Origin of the sequence: Hydrogenophaga sp. (genome assembly GCF_051007235.1) — a bacterium.
GTDB lineage: Bacteria > Pseudomonadota > Gammaproteobacteria > Burkholderiales > Burkholderiaceae_C > Hydrogenophaga.
In genome coordinates this window covers 1-17,336 of sequence record NZ_JBPCSJ010000091.1, presented here as the reverse complement: position 1 = coordinate 17,336, position 17,336 = coordinate 1, and the positions used below count along the sequence as shown (strand labels likewise).

General features: G+C 69.6%; 19 protein-coding genes. 3 read left to right on the top strand and 16 right to left on the bottom strand.

Translation table 11 applies throughout. The annotated features are described in order from the left end of the window. A partial coding sequence (locus ACR2JA_RS03330) for an ABC transporter permease (protein ID WP_434007700.1) occupies window positions 1-494 on the bottom strand: 494 nt, incomplete at its 3' end. 105 nt (window positions 495-599) lie between these two features. Between ACR2JA_RS03330 and ACR2JA_RS03325 the strand changes: the two genes are divergently transcribed. Beyond that, on the top strand, window positions 600-1,703 hold the full coding sequence (locus ACR2JA_RS03325; protein WP_434007699.1) for an ABC transporter ATP-binding protein: 1,104 nt from the start codon (window positions 600-602) through the stop codon (window positions 1,701-1,703). An 81-nt stretch (window positions 1,704-1,784) separates the two neighbouring features. Here the strand turns inward: ACR2JA_RS03325 and ACR2JA_RS03320 are convergent, their stop codons facing one another. From ACR2JA_RS03320 to ACR2JA_RS03290, 7 genes are all read right to left on the bottom strand, one after another. Further along, on the bottom strand, window positions 1,785-4,073 hold the full coding sequence (locus ACR2JA_RS03320) for a TonB-dependent receptor (protein ID WP_434007698.1): 2,289 nt from the start codon (window positions 4,071-4,073) through the stop codon (window positions 1,785-1,787). Between the two features lie 113 nt (window positions 4,074-4,186). Further along, window positions 4,187-5,593, bottom strand: coding sequence for a PepSY-associated TM helix domain-containing protein (locus ACR2JA_RS03315; protein WP_434007697.1), 1,407 nt, complete (start codon window positions 5,591-5,593; stop codon window positions 4,187-4,189). 115 nt (window positions 5,594-5,708) lie between these two features. Beyond that, entirely contained in the window at window positions 5,709-6,353 is a 645-nt protein-coding gene (locus ACR2JA_RS03310; protein WP_434007696.1) for a hypothetical protein, read from the bottom strand. Between the two features lie 93 nt (window positions 6,354-6,446). Continuing rightward, window positions 6,447-6,872: a DUF2946 family protein gene (locus tag ACR2JA_RS03305; RefSeq protein WP_434007695.1), complete on the bottom strand. Its 426-nt coding sequence runs from the start codon at window positions 6,870-6,872 to the stop codon at window positions 6,447-6,449. Window positions 6,873-6,909: 37 nt separating this feature from the next. Next, entirely contained in the window at window positions 6,910-7,386 is a 477-nt protein-coding gene (locus tag ACR2JA_RS03300) for a copper chaperone PCu(A)C (RefSeq protein WP_434007694.1), read from the bottom strand. 65 nt (window positions 7,387-7,451) lie between these two features. After that, complete coding sequence (locus ACR2JA_RS03295) at window positions 7,452-8,117, bottom strand: SCO family protein (protein ID WP_434007693.1); 666 nt, start codon at window positions 8,115-8,117, stop codon at window positions 7,452-7,454. Between the two features lie 63 nt (window positions 8,118-8,180). Next, the gene (locus tag ACR2JA_RS03290) at window positions 8,181-8,579 is read right to left on the bottom strand and encodes a DUF2946 domain-containing protein (protein ID WP_434007692.1); all 399 of its coding nucleotides are present in this window, start codon (window positions 8,577-8,579) and stop codon (window positions 8,181-8,183) included. A gap of 132 nt (window positions 8,580-8,711) precedes the next feature. Here ACR2JA_RS03290 and ACR2JA_RS03285 point away from each other — a divergent pair, with 132 nt between their 5' ends. After that, the gene (locus ACR2JA_RS03285; RefSeq protein ID WP_434007691.1) at window positions 8,712-9,359 is read left to right on the top strand and encodes a glutathione S-transferase family protein; all 648 of its coding nucleotides are present in this window, start codon (window positions 8,712-8,714) and stop codon (window positions 9,357-9,359) included. Between the two features lie 17 nt (window positions 9,360-9,376). On the opposite strand, the gene ACR2JA_RS03280 is transcribed toward ACR2JA_RS03285, so the two are convergent. From ACR2JA_RS03280 to ACR2JA_RS03250, 7 genes are all read right to left on the bottom strand, one after another. After that, a complete protein-coding gene (locus tag ACR2JA_RS03280; protein WP_434007690.1) occupies window positions 9,377-10,129 on the bottom strand; it encodes a lysophospholipid acyltransferase family protein in 753 nt (250 codons plus the stop codon). Next, window positions 10,126-11,463, bottom strand: a complete 1,338-nt coding sequence (locus ACR2JA_RS03275; RefSeq protein ID WP_434007689.1) for a dihydroorotase — start codon at window positions 11,461-11,463, stop codon at window positions 10,126-10,128. Before ACR2JA_RS03275 ends, ACR2JA_RS03280 begins: the two co-directional genes overlap by 4 nt. Further along, on the bottom strand, window positions 11,460-12,590 hold the full coding sequence (gene hisC, locus ACR2JA_RS03270) for a histidinol-phosphate transaminase (RefSeq protein ID WP_434007688.1): 1,131 nt from the start codon (window positions 12,588-12,590) through the stop codon (window positions 11,460-11,462). The genes ACR2JA_RS03275 and hisC overlap by 4 nt, the downstream gene beginning before the upstream one ends. After that, a complete protein-coding gene (locus tag ACR2JA_RS03265; protein ID WP_434007687.1) occupies window positions 12,587-13,543 on the bottom strand; it encodes an aspartate carbamoyltransferase catalytic subunit in 957 nt (318 codons plus the stop codon). The genes hisC and ACR2JA_RS03265 overlap by 4 nt, the downstream gene beginning before the upstream one ends. 4 nt (window positions 13,544-13,547) lie before the next feature. Beyond that, window positions 13,548-14,063 carry a bifunctional pyr operon transcriptional regulator/uracil phosphoribosyltransferase PyrR gene (gene pyrR / locus ACR2JA_RS03260; protein WP_434007686.1) on the bottom strand — a complete coding sequence of 172 codons (516 nt, stop codon included), beginning with the start codon at window positions 14,061-14,063 and terminating at the stop codon, window positions 13,548-13,550. Beyond that, window positions 14,060-14,461 (bottom strand): Holliday junction resolvase RuvX, encoded by a 402-nt coding sequence (ruvX, locus tag ACR2JA_RS03255; protein WP_434007685.1) that lies wholly within the window; start codon window positions 14,459-14,461, stop codon window positions 14,060-14,062. Before ruvX ends, pyrR begins: the two co-directional genes overlap by 4 nt. Window positions 14,462-14,561: 100 nt before the next feature. Continuing rightward, window positions 14,562-15,155 carry a YqgE/AlgH family protein gene (locus tag ACR2JA_RS03250; RefSeq protein WP_434007684.1) on the bottom strand — a complete coding sequence of 198 codons (594 nt, stop codon included), beginning with the start codon at window positions 15,153-15,155 and terminating at the stop codon, window positions 14,562-14,564. Between the two features lie 63 nt (window positions 15,156-15,218). Between ACR2JA_RS03250 and ACR2JA_RS03245 the strand changes: the two genes are divergently transcribed. After that, window positions 15,219-16,718, top strand: a complete 1,500-nt coding sequence (locus ACR2JA_RS03245; protein ID WP_434007683.1) for a cryptochrome/photolyase family protein — start codon at window positions 15,219-15,221, stop codon at window positions 16,716-16,718. Between the two features lie 51 nt (window positions 16,719-16,769). Here the strand turns inward: ACR2JA_RS03245 and ACR2JA_RS03240 are convergent. Next, on the bottom strand, window positions 16,770-17,336 hold a 567-nt coding region (locus ACR2JA_RS03240; protein WP_434007682.1), incomplete at its 5' end, for a response regulator.

Genomic DNA, 17,336 nt, shown 5'->3' with positions numbered 1-17,336 from the left:
GTGGCACGCTCGGCCAGTGCGGTGCGTGCCAGCAGGTAGACATAGGGGTAGAGCGCAAACGTCAGCACCCAGGCTGCGCCCGCGGTGTTGCGGATCTCGGGAAACATCCGCCCCTGCCCGCCGGTGGCCGCGCGCAGCCAGGTCTGCAAGGGCCCGCTGAACTGCAGGAAGTCGGTGTAGGCATACGCCACCACGTAAGCCGGCATGGCCAGCGGCAGCAGCAGCGCCCATTCGAAGTGGCGCCGGCCGGGGAACTGAAACAGCGTCACGGCGCTGGCCGTGGCCATGCCCACCACGGCCACGCCCAGCGCCACGCTGACGCACAACAGCAGCGAGGTGAGCGTGTACTCCGGCAGCACGGTCTGCGCCATCTCGCGCAGGATGTCCAGCGCCACCGCGTCCAGCTGCAACCAGGACGCGGCCAGCGCCAGCACCGGCAGGGTCAGCAGCAGGGCGAACGCGATCAGCAGGAACGGGGGCAGCCAGCGGGGCATGGACAGGGGCACAAGGCCTTGGAACGGTGGGTGCGTCGGCCGGCTAGCCGTCGTGAACGGCCCGGTCAACACAAATGAGAATTGTAGTTATCTACAATCGACCCCATGTTCCTCAACGTCGCCCAGCTCAGCGTGCAGTACCCCGGCCAGGCCCAGGCCGCGGTCGATGGCGTGTCGCTGGGTCTGCGCGCCGGCGACATCGGCGTGCTGATCGGCCCCTCGGGCTGCGGCAAGACGACCCTGCTGCGCGCCGTGGCCGGGCTGGAGCGCGCCAGCAGCGGCAGCATCCGCCTGCAGGGCGAACTGGTCAGCGACGGCCAGCGCCACGTGCCAGCCGAACAGCGGCGCATCGGCATGGTGTTCCAGGACTACGCGCTGTTCCCGCACCTGGACGTGGGCCGCAACGTGGGCTTCGGCATCCACCAGCTGCCCAGGGCCGAACGCGCCGTGCGCGTGGCCGAGGTGCTGCAACTGGTGGGCCTGGACGGCATGCAGGCGCGTTACCCGCACGAACTGTCCGGCGGCCAGCAGCAGCGCGTGGCCCTGGCCCGCGCGCTGGCGCCCAGCCCGCGCCTGCTGCTGCTGGACGAACCGTTTTCCAACCTCGACGTGGACCTGCGCGAGCGCCTGGCGCACGAGGTGCGCGCCATCCTCAAGGCCGCGGGCGCCACCGCCCTGTTCGTCACGCACGACCAACTTGAAGCCTTTGCGATTGGCGACGTGATCGGCGTGATGCACCAGGGCCACCTGCACCAGTGGGACGACGCCTACGCGCTCTACCACCGCCCGGCCACACGCTTCGTGGCCGAGTTCATCGGCCATGGCGTGTTCGCGCCGGCGCAGATCCACCAGCAAGGCGGCGAGGTGGTGGTGCAGACCCCGCTGGGTGCGCTGACCGACGTGGACGAATGCCCGCTGCCCAGCGCCTACGAAGCCGGTCTGTGCGACGTGCTGCTGCGGGCCGACGACATCGTGCACGACGACGCCGCACCGGTGAAGGCGCAGATCGTGCGCAAGGCGTTCCGGGGTTCCGAGTTCCTCTACACCCTGCGCCTGGCCAGTGGCGAGGTGGTGATGACCCACGTGCCCTCGCACCACGACCACGCGGTGGGCGAATGGATCGGCATCCGTGCGCAGGTGGACCACGTGGTCACGTTTGCGCGCGGTGGCGACGCCGGCTCGCCGCCGGCCGCGGCCAGCCACGCCTGAGCATCGGTCTGCACCGCCCTGGCAGTTGCCACCGGACTGTGGGCGCGTCGGCCGAGCCCGCGTCAAGACGGGCTGCCTCGCTCAGAACGTGACGTTCACCCCCGCATAGAGCGTGCGCCCCATGCCCGGCACAGCCGTGCCCCATTGCGGGTAGTTGGGCAACGCCGGGTTGGTCATGGTCGTGCCCTGGCCCACATACGCGCCGCCCGTGGGCAGGGCGTAGCAGGTGTCGAACAGGTTCTCCACGCCGAAGTCCAGCCGCACATCGCCCCAGCGGTGGCTGCCGCGCAGGTTCACCAGTGCGTAACCCGGCGTGCTCACTTCGTTGCGCATGGTCGAGACGTGTGTCTTGGCGCCCACCATCACCAGTTCGGCGCTGTTGTGCCAGCCGCCCTGCTGCTGCGTCAGGGTCAGCTTGGCGTTGAGCGGCATGGTGTGGATCAGGCCGTCCCCAGTGGTCAGGTTCTTGTCGCGGGTGAGGTTGAGCAAGCCCTGGAGGCCCCACTGGCCCCAGTCGTTCTGCGCCAGCGGCATGTGTCCAGACAGGTCCAGTCCATAAATCCGGGCCGACTGGTTGACGTACTTGAGCACGCTGAACTTGTCCACCGCCAGCGTGGTGGCGGGCGCGTTGGTGGTGGCGTTCCACTGCACCGCGTCGATGTGGTCGCTCATCCGCGTGAGGTACGGCGTGGCCTTGAAACCCCAGCGCTGATCCTCGGCGTGCCAGTCGAAGGTGGCCGAGACGGTGTTGGCCTTTTCCGGCTTCAGCGCCAGGTTGCCCACGTAGCCGTTGCCGTCACCGACGAAGTTGTTCATCAGCGCCGCCATCTGCCAGGTGGACCAGGTGAAGCGTTCGTAGACGTTGGGCGAGCGCTCTTTGTGCGCGAAGCCGAACTCGATGTCCTGCGTAGCGCTCACGGTCCAGCGCGCCAGCGCGGTCAGGTCGATGTTGCGATCGCTGCTGGCGTGCTCGGTGGCGTTGAAGAGTGCCGCATCGCGCGCCTGAAAACCGCCGCCCGCCGGGTTGTAGCCCGCCACGTCGCCCGCGTCCATGGTCACGCGCTCCACGCGTGCGCCCAGCAAACCCTTCCACTGCGGCTTCAACTGGCCCTCCCATTCGGCAAACAACGCGCTGCGGTGGCGCTCGCCGTCACGGATGTTCCAGAAGGTGCCGGGCCACATGCCGGCGCCCGAGGGCGGCCACCAGTCGTTGATCGAATACCGCTGGAACTCGGTGCCCAGGCGCAGCAGGTCGCCATCCTGCAGGCTGACCTCGCCCTGGACGGTGAGGCCGGTGGTCTTGCCTTCGGTGTACATCGGCATGCCGGCGCCGCAGCTGGGCCCGATGGGGCTGCAGGGCAGTCCGTCGAGCGCGGTGGCGCCGCCGGACGCGCTGCCGTACCAGTAGCGCTTGTCGGCGCCGAAGTCCATGAAGTGGTCCACCGTCTCGTGGTACAGCCTCGCCTGCAGCACGCCCCAGTCCATCTGGCCGGTGTAGCCCAGGTTCAGGCTGCGCTGGTCGTTGCCCAGCAGGTCCATGCGCTGGTTGGGGTAGAGCTGGTAGGGCATATCCTGAACGCCCAGCCGCGCCTCGAACAGGTGGTCGTCGCGCTTGACCGCCAGACTCAGCGCGTGGTTGCGCGTGAAGTAGGCGGTGGAGCCCACCTCGTCGCGCGGCAGCGTGTGGCCCACGCGGCCAGTGAAGTCGTAGGTTTTGAAGTCGTCACCGGCGCTGTAGTTGTCGGCTTTGCTCAGCGAGCCGTCGTAGCGCAGGCTGAAGTCCTGGGTGGCGTGCGTGGCCGAGAGGTTCAGGCTGCGCGCACCGTTGTTGCTGCGGTAGGACACCCCCACCTCGCCTTTGTGGAGCGTTCCCTGTCCGGGTGCAGCGAATGCGGGCGCGCGCGATTCGGCCAGGATGCTGCCGCCGATGCTGTCGCCGCCCGTGCTGACCGGCGACAGGCCCGCGTACACCGTGAGCGCGCCCAGCTGGGTCGGGTCGATGTAGGACAGCGCCGGGTTCATGTGGTTGGGGCAGGACGCGATCAGGTCCATGCCGTCGACCTTGATGCGCAGCCGGTCGTCGGCCAGGCCGCGCAGCGCCGGCAGGCTGGACACCCCCCCGGCCCCGTTGACGGACGCGCCCGGCACGTCCGCCAGCAGGCTGGCGGTGTCGCTGGTGGACGCGCGGCGGGGCAGCAGCACGGTCTGCCCCATGGCCTGCGGCTGGGGCAGGGACAGCTCTGGCTGGGCGGTCACCGTGACGGTGGGCAGGCTCGCGTCGCCAGGGGTCTGGGCATGGGCCTGCGCGCACAGCAGCCCCAGCGTGGGCAGCGCGAGCGCCATGGCCTGCGGGAACGGTCGTTTCTTCATGGGAGACATCGTGGTTTTCCTCTGGGTGATGAATGGGATCAACGGCGGTCGGTGCGCACCGGCGGACCGGTCCATGCCCGTCCACCGACGTTCTGGCATGGGGGCACCCAGCTTCAGTTCAGGCGCTGCCGCAGCGCGGGCAGACGGGAGAGCAGCAGCGCATCCAGCAGCAGCACGGCCAGCAGCACCGCGCCCGTGAGCGGGAACACCAGTGCCACCACCAGCATCACGACCGCACCGGTCTTCCACAGCGCCGCATTGGCCGGCGCGCGCGGGGCGGCCAGGCGACCGGCCTTGGCGGGCCGGCGCTGCCACCACATGACGATGCCGCTGACGCACAGGAACACCACCGCCAGGCAGAACACGACGTTGAGCCAGGCGCTCCACAGGCCCATGTCGCCCTGGTGCAGGGCGATGCCGATGGCCATGAACTTCGCCATCGGCGAATAGTCGGCAAACGACACCTGGACCAGCACCTTGCCGGTGTGGCGGTCGATGTGCACATAGCGGTCACCGGTCGGGTCGGTCAGGTCTCCGGCCATGCTGTCGGCGCTGACGGTATAGACACCGGTCTCGTCCTGCGGCACCGCCACGCGGTACTGGCCGGCAAAGCCGATGCTGCGAGCAAACGCATTGACCGTTTCCAGGTTCACGGGCTGGCCAGCCGGCAGGCCAGGCTGGCCAGCGGCCGAGCCCGAGGCGGGCAGCGGCGTCAGCTCCAGGCCCCAGGGCACTTCTTTGAGGCCGGGGGTGGACAGCGCGGCGTGGGTCGCATCGGACTTGGGCACGTCATCCCACTTGCTGGCCGGAAAGCTGCCCCAGGGCTGCACGAACTTCCCGCCCCAGATGCCGGCCCACGAAAGACCTGTGACCAGGAAGAAGGCCAACACCAGCCCCATCCAGAAAGCGATGCTCACGTGCAGCGACTTCCACCACGCGCGCCCACGGGCCTTCAGGTCGGGCATCAGTACCTGGCGCCAGCCGGTCTGGCCCCGCGGCCAGGCCATGTAGACGCCGGTGACGATGAGCACCATGCCCAGGCCAGCGGCGATCTCGATCAGCCGGTCACCCAGGTCGCCGATCAGCAGCGTGCCGTGGATCTTCTCGGCCCAGGCGAACACGGTGTTCTCCCTGTCCACGGTGCGGATCACCTCGGCGGTGTACGGGTTGACCGCCACGGACTCGACGCGATCACCGACCCGCACCGTGAACCAGGCGGGCACCTCGGCGTTTTTGGGTGCCACGTAGTCCTTGAGCTGTGCGCCAGGCAACCGGGCCAGCACCGCCTGGGCCTGCGCGGTCACGGTGGCGGTCTGCGCCTGCGGCGTCACGTCGATGGTCATGCCCAGCCGGTGCTGGAAGCCGGTGAAGAACACCATCACCAGGCCGGTGAGGGCCAGCATGGCCAGAAAAGGCACGACGTACAGGCCGGCGTAGAAATGCCAGCGCCAGGCCAGCAGGTGGAAGCGGCCCAGGGCGGGCGCGGCGTGGCCGGCAGCGCTGGCGACAGATGGGGTCATGGAAAGTTCTCCTCGGGTCGTTGTGATCGATGCGGGATGTCGCCCGCCGCGCCCCCGCCGGCGAGCCGGCTGGTGAGGGAGCGTGTTGTGGAATCGGAAGGGGCGCGGAGTGCGTTCACGCCACGCCAAGGGCCAGGCCGTGCGACGACCAGGCCCCGGCGGGCCGCGTTGTGAGGTCTGTCTCGGCCGGCTTGCGCGCCGGGCCGCCTTTGCGGCTGCGAGGCGGCAACAGCTGGGCCAGGGCACGGCACACGGTCTCGGTCTTGGCGTCCACCAGTTCGGCCACTTCGCGCAGCGTGGGCAAGGCCTGGCGGATGGCGTCGGCCTGGCTGCCGGCCACCGCCTGCGCGCCTTGCCAGGGCAAGCCCAGCAGGCGCAGCAGGTGGCTCAGGCGCTGCAGCACGCTGCCGGTGCGCAGGGTCGCCATGTCCTGGCTGCGCGATTGCTGCTGCAGCAGCACCTCGCGCAGCAGCGACTGGCGCATTGCACTGGTCTCGCCGGCGGTGCCGAGCGGCACGGGCTCCAGTTCGCAGTCGGTGAAGGCTTCGGCGCAGAACTGGTAAGGCTGGTCGCACAGCGCTTCGATACCGATGAGGTCGCCCGGCAAGGCCAGTTGCACCGGCAGGCGGCCCGCCACCGAAGGGCGGTTCAGGCGCACGACACCCAGGCGCACGCGCCAGACGGTGCCGGTGTCACCGGGTTGGAAAATCGGGGTGTGGCCGGCGTGCACGCGCAACGGCCGGTGGTCGGCATGGGACATGGTTTGCTCCTGGACAGGGACTGATCGACGCACCCGCGGGCCAGTGGCCCACGGCGGGTGGCGGGATGCCGGTGCGGGCACCGGCGGTGGGGATCAGCCCAGGAGCGGCGGGCCGCGCGCCAGGGCGGCGCGCAGCGAGACCTCCACGCATGGCGTGGCAGCGAAGACAGGAGCAGCCCAGTGACCGGCGAGCACCGGCACCACCGGCAGGTGGGGGATCAGCGGTGCAAACCGCTCGGCGGCCAGCGTGCAGTGGCCGCAGCGGTCGAGGGCTTCGGGATCGGGAACACCAGACCCGTTGCGCGGCGCGGTCAGGTCCACCGCCACCCATTGCATGCCCTCGCTGGTGCACAGCTCGACCCAGTGCTCGCCAGCCCGCGCGTCTGGCCGTGCCGCCGCCGACAGGGCACGCGAAAGGCCCGGCGCCAGCGTGGCCAACAGCAGCGCCACGAGCAGCCAGCGCGCCAGACGCTGCGCCCAGGGGCGCAGTCCGTTGGCGGTGTGCAGCACAGTGCTCACGAACAGGCCAGCGCGGATGCTCAGGTGACTCGGGCGATCAGTGCTTGTGCTCCATGCCGGGCTTCATGGGCATGGGTGCATTGCCGCCGCCGAGCGCGGTCACGGGCGCCTGGATCTCCTGTGTGAAGCGCTTCTTGGCACCGTCTTCAAACACCAGGGTGATGGGCACGCTCTCGCCGGCCTTGAGCTGCTGCTTGAGGTCCAGCAACATCACGTGGTAGCCACCGGGCTTGAGTTCCAGCGTCCGGCCAGCGGCCAGGTCGAGACCGGGCACCTGGCGCATTTTCATGACGTCGTTCTCCATCGCCATTTCGTGGATTTCGACCACGCCGGCCACCGGCGACTGGGCCGACACCAGGCGCGCGTTGGCCGACGGCGTGAGGCGCATGAAGGCGCCCGATGCCTTTTGGGTGGCCACGGTGCCGCGCACCCACGCGTCTTCGACCTTGACGGTGGTCTGCGCCCAGGCGGTGGCGGTGAGGGTGATCAGCGAAGCGATGAACAGCTTTTTCATGGAGAACTCCTGAGATGGAAGGTGACGAAGAAAGAAACGGAAAGGGAAACGGACAAAGGAAAAGGTCAGACCGCTGGTTCGGCCAGCAGCGCGCGCACATCGGCGGCGTAGTCGTCGGCGGTCTGTTCGTGCCGCAGCACGGTGCGGATGCGGCCCTGACGGTCGAACAGGTAGCTCAGGGCCGTGTGGTCCATGGTGTAGCTGCTGCCCGTGGGCACTTTCTTGTAGTACACGCGGAACTCGTCCGCCGTGGCCTGGATGCTTTCCGGGCTGCCGGTGAGCGCCAGAAACGACGGATGGAACGAGGCCATGTACTCGCGCAGCAGTTCGGGGGTGTCGCGTTCGGGGTCCACGGTGACGAAGACCACCTGCAGGTCGGCCGCCTGCGGGCCCAGCTGCTGCATCACCGCCGCCGCGCGCGTGAGCGCGGTGGGGCAGACATCGGGGCATTGCACAAAGCCGAAGTACAGCATCACCACCCGCCCCTTGAAGTCGGTCAGGCTGCGGCGCTGGCCGTTGAAATCGGTCAGGGTGAACCCGCGCGCGTACTCGGCGCCGGTGATGTCGATGCCCTTGAACGGCAAGGGGCCGTTGCGCCCAGTGGACGCGAGCGGCTCACAGCCGGCCAGCAGCAGCGCGCCAGCGGCGGCGAGCCAGGCCACCGCCTGGCGGCGCGGCAGATGTCTGGGGCTGGCGGGCGCCAGCGCGGAAACGGTGGGTCGTCGAGGCATGGGGCCTCCTGAAACGGGGAACACACGGCACGCCCGTCACGGGGCGCACCACGGCGTGGGGTTTCAGGCGGCCAGGGGCGGCGCGCGCGACTGGGCGGTGACCCAGACGGTGGCGGCCAGGGGCGCGCGGTAGAACGCGGGCGGCAGATCGGTCAGGCGCGGCGGCAGCTCGGGCAGGGCCTGGGCCACTGGCAGGCCGGCGGCACCGCCGTGCAGGGTGCACCAGGGGCAGTGCTGGCTGGCATCGGCCATGGGGCCGCCGCCATCGGGCCGCTGGTCGCGCACCTCGCCGGTGTCGGCCTGCACCCAGACCATGCCGCTGACGCTGCAGACCTGCAGCCAGTCGGCGCGATCGCTGCCCGCCACCAGGGCCTGCGCCACAGTGGGCGCCAGCGCGCCCAGCACCAAGGTCAGCAGGGCGACCCAGGCGGTGATGCGGCGGTGCAGGCGCGACAGGAACATGCCGCCAGTTTATCAGCGCACGCCGATACCCCCGGGTCGCCGGGCTGTTGCCAGGGCGACCGGCACACGGCCACAGCCACCCCAGAATGCTCTCCAACCCACCGTACCCCACCACACCACAGGAGACTTCCCATGCTCACACTCTGCGGCTTCGCGGCCAGCAACTACCACAACAAGGTCAAGCTCGCCCTGCTCGAAAAAGGCGTGCCGTTCGACGAAGAACTGGTCTGGGTCGGCCAGGTCGACACCGCCGCCAGCCCGCTGGGCAAGGTGCCTTACCTCAAGACCGACGCGGGCACGCTGTGCGAGTCGACCGTGATCCTGGAGTACCTGGAGGCGAAGTACCCACAGCACCCGCTGCTGCCGGCCGACCCGTTTGCCGCGGCCAAGGCACGCGAGCTGCTGCGCTTCATCGAACTGCACCTGGAGCTGGTGGCGCGCAACCTCTACCCCGAAGCCTTTTTTGGCGGCAAGGTCAGCGACGCGGCCAAGGAAAAAACCGGCCAGCAGTTGCAGAAGAACGTGGCCGCCTTCGCGAAACTGGCGACCTTCTCGCCCTTCATCGGCGGCGCCGAGTTCACCCTGGCCGACGTGGCCGCCGCGGTGCACCTGCCGCTGGTCAGCAGCGCCAGCAAGATCGTTCTGGGCCAGGACTGCCTGGCCGACCTGCCGGTGCGCGACTACCTCAAGCGCCTGGGCGAACGCCCCACCGTGCAGCGCATCAACGCCGACCGCAAGGCCAACACCGAACTCATGCTCCAGCGCATGAAGGCGAAGTAAACCCGCTCAGCGGCGTCTCAGCCACGACGCAGCTCGGCGATCGCGCTGCGCAGGTCCTGCGCCCAGGCGCGGCGGTCGCGGCCGTCGGCGGTCTGCGGCGCACCGTGGTGCACCACCGCCTGCAGGCCCACCGCGCGCAGGGTGGACCAGATCGACTGCAGCAAGGTGGTGTCGCCGATGAACAGCGGCGCCTCGCTGCGCTGGCCGGTTGCTCCGTCGACAAAGTCCAGTGCCACCGGCATGACCGGCGCGTGTGCCGAAATGGCGGCCTGGATCAGGTTGGCGTGGAACGGCAGCAGGTCACGGCCGTCGCCGGTGGTGCCTTCGGGGAACACGGCCACCGTGTCGCCGGCCTTCAGGGCTTCGGCCATCTGGTGCACCACGCGCATGGCGTCGCGCCGGCTTTCGCGTTCGATGTAGAGCGTGCCCGCGCCGGTGATGAGCGCGCCCAGCACCGGCCAGTGCTTGACGTCGGCCTTGGACACGAAGCGCGCCGGGTGCGCCGCGTTCATGACCAGGATGTCAAGCCACGAGATGTGGTTGGCCACCAGCAGCACCGGCCCGCGCGCGGGTGCCGCGCCGCGCAGCACCAGTTCCACCCCCATGATGGCCAGCATCTGCCGCGACCAGGTGCGCACCAGCAGCGCGCAGGCATCGGGCGTGAGGCGGCCGAACTCGGTGCGGATCACCCACAGCCCGCGCAGCACGTGGCCGACGGTGCGCAGCAGGCGCCAGGCCGCTGCCAGGTGCGAACGGCGGTCAACGCTCACGCAGCGGTCCGGCCGGCCTCGTAGGCCACCTGACCGGCCACGAGTGTGGCGCGCACGCGCACCGGCAGCTCATGGCCGTCGAACGGGGTGTGCTTGCCCTGGCTGCGCAGGCCCGCGGCGTCCACGCGCCAGCTGCCGGCGGGATCGAAGACGCACAGGTCGGCCTGGCCACCGACGCTGATCTGGCCCACGCTGTGCTGCAGCGTGCCCAGGCTGTGGCCCAGCACGCGCTGCGGGCCAGCCGTCAGCACCGCCAGCGCCTGCATCAGGCCCAGGCCGTCCTGCTGCGCCCACTTGGCGGCCAGCCCCAGCAGCAGTTCCACGCCGGTCGCACCGGGTTCGGCTTCGGCAAAGGGCAGCACCTTGGCGTCGGCGTCCACCGGGTTGTGGTCCGAGACCAGCGCGTCGATGCTGCCGTCGGCGAGGCCGGCGCGCAGGGCCTCGCGGTCGCGCTGCTGGCGCACCGGGGGCTGCAGGCGCAGGCGGCTGTCGTAGTAGCCGATGTCCACGTCGGTCAGGTGCAGGTTGTGCACGCTCACGTCGCAGCTGATGGGCAGGCCCTCGGCCTTGGCCTGGCGCACCAGCGCCAGCCCCGCGGCGCTGCTGATACGGCACAGGTGCACGCGCACGCCTTTGTCGCCCTCGCTGCGGGCCGCGCCGTGCACGCCGCGCAGCAGTTCGATGAGCGTGTGCAGCGCGATGGTTTCGGCCACCACGGGCACACCGGCCAGGCCCATGCGCGTGGCCAGCGGGCCGCTGGCGGCCACGCCCTTGCCGAGCCAGAAGTCCTGCGGGCGCAGCCACACGGTGTAGCCGAAGGTGGCGGCGTACTGCAGCGCGCGCTGCAGCACCTGGTGGTTGAGGACCGGCACCTCGGCCTGGCCGAAGCCGATGCAGCCGGACTCGGTCAGCTCGGCCATTTCGGTCAGCACCTCGCCCTTGAGCCCGCGCGTGAGCGCGCCCAGCGGGAACACGCGCGACTGGTGCAGCTTCTCGGCGCGGAACTTGAGCATGTCCACCAGCCCGGGTTCGTCGAGCACGGGATCGGTGTCGGGCGGGCAGACCAGCGAGGTGACGCCACCGGCCACCGCGGCGGCCATTTCGCTCTCCAGCATGCCGGCGTGTTCCTGGCCGGGTTCGCGCAGGCGCACCGACAGGTCCACCAGCCCCGGCGCGACCACGCAGCCGGTGGCGTCGATGGTGCGGTTGGGGTGGAAATCGGGTGCGACCTTGCCGATGGCGATGATGCGGCCCGCCGCGATGGCGATGTCGGCCAGCTCGTCACGGCCGCTGGCCGGGTCCATGACGCGGCCGTTCTGGATCAGGATCTTCATGGTGTGCCTATCGGTGCGGAGTGCGGTGCCCCGGCGGACGGGGGCGTGGACAGGATGTGGCGCAGCGCGTCGACCAGGGCCTCGCACTCGGCCTGCGTGCCGACGGTGATGCGCAGGTGGTTGTCGATGCGGGGTTGCTTGAAGTGGCGCACGAGGATTCGGCGCTCGCGCAGCGCGGCGAACAGCTCGGCCGCGCGCGCGCTGGCGTGGCGGGCGAACACGAAGTTGGCGCTGGAGGGCAGGCAGTCAAAACCCAGCTCCGCCAGCTGCGCCACCAGCCACTGGCGGCTGGCGGTGATGCGGGCGGCCAGGGTCTGCAGGTGGGCATCGTCTTCGATCGCCGCCTGGGCGCCGGCCAGCGCCAGCCGGTCCAGCGGGTAGGAATTGAAGCTGTCCTTGACCACGTTCAACGCTTCGATCAGCGAGGCATGGCCCATGGCGAAGCCGACCCGCAGCCCGGCCAGCGCGGCCGATTTGGACAGGGTGCGCACCACCAGCAGCTGCGGGAAATGATCGATCAGCGTCACCGCGCTGTCGGCGCCGAAGTCCACATAGGCCTCGTCGACGATCACCACCGAGCCGGGGTTGCCTTCGAGCAGCTGGGTCAGGTCGGACAGGGGCAGCGCGATGCCGGTGGGCGCGTTCGGGTTGGGCAGCACGATACCGCCGTTGCCGCGCCGGTAGTCGGCCACGCGCACGCGAAAGCCCTCGTCCAGCGGCACCGGCTGCGGCTCGATGCCGTAGAGCGCGCAATAGACCGGGTAGAACGAGTAGCTGATGTCCGGGAACAGCACCGGTCGGCCGTGGCGCAGCAGGGCGCAGAAGGCGTGGGCCAGCACCTCGTCGGAGCCGTTGCCCACGAACACCTGTTCGGGCGTCAACCCGAAGCGTTGCGCGATGGTCTGGCGCAGCGCCAGTGCGGTCGGGTCCGGGTACAAGCGCAGGCGCTCGTCGGCCGCTTCGCGCACCGCGTCCAGCACGCGCGGCGACGGCGGGTACGGGCACTCGTTGGTGTTGAGCTTGATCCAGCCTGTGCCCTGGGGCTGCTCGCCCGGCACGTAGGCGTGCAGCCCGCGCACCGCGGGGCTCCAGAGCGCACGCGCGGCGGCCTCTTTCCTCGAGTTCATGCCTCGTTCCCGGCCACGATGCCCAGCACGGCCATGCGCACCGCGATGCCAAAGGTCACCTGCGGCAGGATCACGCTCTGCGGTCCGTCCACCACGGCGGATTCGATTTCCACGCCGCGGTTGATCGGGCCCGGGTGCATGACGATGGCGTCGGGCTTGGCCCAGCGCAGGCGCTCGGTGGTCAGGCCGAAGCTCTTGAAATACTCCTGGCTCGACGGCAGCAGAGCGCCGCTCATGCGCTCGTTCTGCAGACGCAGCGTGATCACCACGTCGCAGTCCTTGATGCCCTCTTCCAGCGTGTGGCACACGCGCACGCCCAGGTGCGAGAGATCGCTGGGCACCAGGGTGCGCGGACCGACCACGCGCACGTCGGGGCAACCCAGCGTGGTCAGGGCGTGGATGTCGGAACGCGCCACGCGCGAGTGCAGCACGTCGCCGACGATGGCCACCGACAGGTTGCTGAAATCCTTCTTGTAGTGCCGGATGGTGTACATGTCCAGCAGGCCCTGCGTGGGGTGCGCGTGGCGGCCGTCCCCCGCGTTGACCACGTGCACGTGCGGGGCCACGTGCTGCGAGATCAGGTAGGGCGCACCCGATTCGCTGTGCCGCACCACGAAAATGTCGGCCGCCATGGCCGACAGGTTGGCGATGGTGTCGAGCAGCGACTCGCCCTTGGCGGTGGAGCTGCGCGCGATGTCCAGCGTGTAGACGTCGGCCGACAGGCGCGTGGCCGCGATGTCGAAGGTGGTGCGGGTGCGCGTGCTGTTCTCGAAGAACAGGTTGAACACGCTCTTGCCGCGCAGCAGCGGCACCTTCTTGACCTCGCGGTCGCTCACGCTGACGAAGCTGGACGCGGTGTCCAGGATTTGCGTGAGGATGGCCCTGGACAGGCCTTCAGTGGAGAGCAGGTGGATCAGCTCGCCGTTCTTGTTGAGTTGCGGGTTGCGGGCCATGGGTTCAGGCCTCCTTCTTGTTCTCGACCACGAAGCTCAGGCGTCCGTCGGCGGCGCGCGCCAGCTCCAGCGTCTGCTGCTCGGGCAGCGACACGGTCGCAGCGCACACGTCGGCCTGGATCGGCAGCTCGCGCCCGCCGCGGTCCACCAGCACGGCCAGCTTCACGCAGGCCGGGCGGCCGTAGTCGAACAGTTCGTTGATGACGGCGCGCAGCGTGCGACCGGTGTAGAGAACGTCGTCGACCAGCAGCACGTGGGCGCCGGTCACGTCGAATGGCAGTTGCGTCTGCGCCGTCACGGCCAGGCCGCGGCGGCCGAAGTCGTCGCGGTGCATCGACGACGACACCACACCCGCCGCCCCGGGCAGGCCCAGGTCGCGCTGCAAGCGCTCGGCCAGCCAGGCCCCGCCAGAGGTGACCCCCGCGATGCGCACCGGCTCGTCCAGCGAGACCACCAGGCCGCGCACACCGCGCAGCAGCTGCGCGTACAGCTGCTCCGCATCCAATGACAGTTGGCTCAATCCAGACTCCTGAAAAACTGTTCGAGAATGATCGCGGCGGCCGCGGCATCGGCGTCCCGCGCGCCCAGGCTGTGGGCTTCGGTGGTGCTGTAGCGCTCGTCCACCTCGTACACCGGCAGGCCATGGCGGCCGCGCAGCTGGCGGGCGAATTTCTGCGCGCGCAGCGTGTTCTCGTGCGGCGCGCCGTCGGGGTGGTAGGGCACGCCCACCACCAGCGCGTCGGGTGCCCACTCCTTGATGCGCTCGGCGATCTTGGGAAAGCGCGCCTCGCCTTCGGCGGCGATGGTGCCGCGCGGCGTGGCGGTGCCGGTCAACCGGTTGCCGCTGGCCACGCCGGTGCGCTTGAGACCGTAATCGAACGCCAGAAACGTCCGCTGCGACGCTGGCACATCCATCATCGGACCACCCCAGACGGTCCGTCGCAGGGCCGCCCCAAGGCGGACCAGCCTCCACGGGGGGCAGCGACCCGCGCAGCGGTGGAGCGTGGAGACTCTGCGTTCATGCGTGGCCTGCGTCCGGCGACAGCATCCAGGGCTGCAGACCCAACAGGCCCATGGCCTTCTCGTAGCGCTGCTCCACCGGTGTGTCGAAGATCAGCGCCGGGTCGGCCTCCACGGTCAGCCAGCTGTTTTCGGTGATTTCCGACTCCAGCTGGCCCTTGCCCCAGGACGCATAACCCAGCGTGACGAACACTCGGCGCGGACCGGCGCCCGAGGCCATGGCTTCGAGCACGTCCTTGGAAGTGGTCATTTCCAGCCCGCCGGGGATGGTCATGGTCGAGGCGTAGACCGACTCGCCCTCGGCCCCGGCCTCAATGGCGTCGTGCAGCACGAAGCCGCGCTCGGTCTGCACCGGGCCGCCCTGGAACACCGGCTGTTGGGCCAGGTCGGCGCGGCCCAGCGGCAGGTCCACCTTTTCAAACAGGCGCGGCAGCAGGATGTCGCTGGGCTTGTTGATCACCAGGCCCAGCGCGCCGCGGTCGCTGTGTTCGCACATGTAGACCACGCTGCGACCGAAAAGCTCGTCGCTGAGGCCGGGCATCGCAATCAGGAAATGATTGGTCAGGTTGATGGGGGCAGAATCAGCGGGCATCCGGTGATTTTAAGCCGCGGCCCCGCGCCGACGCCCTTCCTCCGCCCATTCCCCACGCTGCGCATGAACACTTACGACCAAGGCCTGATGTGGTTCCGCCGCGACCTGCGCACGCAGGACAACGCGGCCCTGTACCACGCCCTCAAGACCTGTCGCCGCGTCTGGTGTGTGTTCGTCTTCGACACCGACATCCTCGACCCACTGCTCACCCGGGGCCTGCGGGCCGACCGCCGGGTGGAGTTCATCCGCGAATCGCTGGTGGAGCTGGACGAGCAGTTGCGGGCACTGGGGCGGGCGCACGGCGCGCAGGGCGTGGGCCTGATCGTGCGGCACGGCCAGGCGCAGCAGGTCGTCCCGGCGCTGGCCCGGCAGCTGCACGTGCAGGCCGTGTTTGCCAACCACGACGACGAACCCCATGCCCACGCGCGCGATGCGCAGGTGCGCGGCGACCTGGCGCATGCCGGCGTCATGTTCCACGGCCACAAAGACCATGTGATCTTCGAACGGCGCGAGGTGCTGACCCAGATGGGCCAGCCCTACGGCGTGTTCACGCCCTACAAGAACGCCTGGCTGCGGCAGCTGGACGACTTCCAGCTCCAGGCCTACCCGGTGCAGCGCTACGCGGTCGCCCTGGCGCCGGTGCCCCCCGCGCTGGCCGCCCCGGTGCCCACATTGGCCGACATGGGCTTCGAGACCACCAACCTGTCGCAACTGCCGCTGCCCACCGGCAGCCGCGGTGCCACGCAGCTGCTGGAAGACTTCGTGGAACGCATCGACCGCTACCACGAGGCGCGCGACTTCCCGGCCATCAAGGGCCCGAGTTACCTGAGCGTGCACCTGCGCTTCGGCACCATCTCGGTCCGCCAGCTCGCGCGCGTGGCCTACCCGCTGCACCTGCAAGGCGTCCAGGGCGCCAGCACCTGGCTGAGCGAACTGGTGTGGCGCGACTTCTACCACCAGATCCTGGCCAACTTCCCGCACGTGGTGCACAAGGCCTTCAAGCCCGAATACGACGCCATCAAGTTCGAGCACGGCAAACACGCCGAGGCCCTGTTCGCCGCCTGGTGCGAGGGCCGCACCGGCTACCCGCTGGTGGACGCGGCCATGGCGCAGATCAACCAGACCGGCTACATGCACAACCGGCTGCGCATGGTGGTGGCCAGCTTTCTGGTCAAGGACCTCGGCCTGCACTGGCGGCGCGGCGAGCAGTACTTCGCCGAGCACCTGATCGACTTCGACCTGGCCGCCAACAACGGCGGCTGGCAGTGGGCCAGCTCCAGCGGCTGCGACGCGCAGCCCTACTTCCGCATCTTCAACCCGGTGAGCCAGAGCGAGAAGTTCGACCCGCAGGGCAAGTTCATCAAACGCTACCTGCCGCAGCTGGCCGACCTGCCCGAGAGCTGCGTGCACGCGCCCTGGCAGGCGCGCGAACTGGAGCTGGCCGCCGCCGGCGTCGAACTGGGCAAGACCTACCCCCGGCCCATCGTGGACCATGCCGAAGCGCGCGAACGCACCCTGCTGCGCTACGCCGTGGTCAAAAAGCCCGGCGCGACGCCGAAATGAAAAACCCCGGCGCGCAGGCCGGGGTTTCTTGGTGCGGCAGAGGCAGAAGACTCAAGCCTCTGCGGACACCTTCGCGTAGTGCGCGATCAGCGCCAGCAACTCGTCTTCTGAGTACGGCTTGCCCAGGTAGTGGTCCACACCGAGTTCGCGCGCGTGTTCTCGGTGCTTTTCGGCGATGCGCGAGGTGATCATGATCACCGGCAGGTTGGCCAGGCGCGGGTCGCTGCGGATGTTGCGCACCAGGTCGAAACCGTCCATGCGCGGCATTTCAATGTCGGACAGCACCACGGTCGGGCGCTCCTGCTGCAAGCGCTCCAGCGCCTGCAGGCCGTCGGCCGCCATGGACACGCGATAACCCTCGCGCTGCAGCAGGCGCTGCGTGACGCGGCGCACGGTGATGGACTCGTCCACCACCAGCACCAGCGGCACGCCGCTGACCGACAGGTCCACCACCGGCGCTTCCACGTCGGCCGCCAGCGGCACGGCACGGTGGGCCCGCGCGGCCACCCAGTCGGGCACCTGCGCGCCGTACACCGTGGCCAGCGCCACCGGGTTGTAGATCAGCGCCACCGCGCCCGAGGCCAGCACCGACATGCCGGCCAGACCGGGCAGGCGCGA

Coding starts and splice junctions, on each gene's coding strand:
- ACR2JA_RS03290 (WP_434007692.1), bottom strand. CDS start 8,579: ATGTTCCTGTCGCGCCTGCACCGCCGCATCACCGCCTGGGTCGCCCTG.
- ACR2JA_RS03325 (WP_434007699.1), top strand. CDS start 600: ATGTTCCTCAACGTCGCCCAGCTCAGCGTGCAGTACCCCGGCCAGGCC.
- ruvX (WP_434007685.1), bottom strand. CDS start 14,461: ATGATGGATGTGCCAGCGTCGCAGCGGACGTTTCTGGCGTTCGATTAC.
- ACR2JA_RS03245 (WP_434007683.1), top strand. CDS start 15,219: ATGAACACTTACGACCAAGGCCTGATGTGGTTCCGCCGCGACCTGCGC.
- ACR2JA_RS03310 (WP_434007696.1), bottom strand. CDS start 6,353: ATGTCCCATGCCGACCACCGGCCGTTGCGCGTGCACGCCGGCCACACC.
- hisC (WP_434007688.1), bottom strand. CDS start 12,590: ATGAACTCGAGGAAAGAGGCCGCCGCGCGTGCGCTCTGGAGCCCCGCG.
- ACR2JA_RS03300 (WP_434007694.1), bottom strand. CDS start 7,386: ATGAAAAAGCTGTTCATCGCTTCGCTGATCACCCTCACCGCCACCGCC.
- ACR2JA_RS03285 (WP_434007691.1), top strand. CDS start 8,712: ATGCTCACACTCTGCGGCTTCGCGGCCAGCAACTACCACAACAAGGTC.
- ACR2JA_RS03315 (WP_434007697.1), bottom strand. CDS start 5,593: ATGACCCCATCTGTCGCCAGCGCTGCCGGCCACGCCGCGCCCGCCCTG.
- ACR2JA_RS03295 (WP_434007693.1), bottom strand. CDS start 8,117: ATGCCTCGACGACCCACCGTTTCCGCGCTGGCGCCCGCCAGCCCCAGA.
- ACR2JA_RS03250 (WP_434007684.1), bottom strand. CDS start 15,155: ATGCCCGCTGATTCTGCCCCCATCAACCTGACCAATCATTTCCTGATT.
- ACR2JA_RS03265 (WP_434007687.1), bottom strand. CDS start 13,543: ATGGCCCGCAACCCGCAACTCAACAAGAACGGCGAGCTGATCCACCTG.
- ACR2JA_RS03320 (WP_434007698.1), bottom strand. CDS start 4,073: ATGAAGAAACGACCGTTCCCGCAGGCCATGGCGCTCGCGCTGCCCACG.
- ACR2JA_RS03275 (WP_434007689.1), bottom strand. CDS start 11,463: ATGAAGATCCTGATCCAGAACGGCCGCGTCATGGACCCGGCCAGCGGC.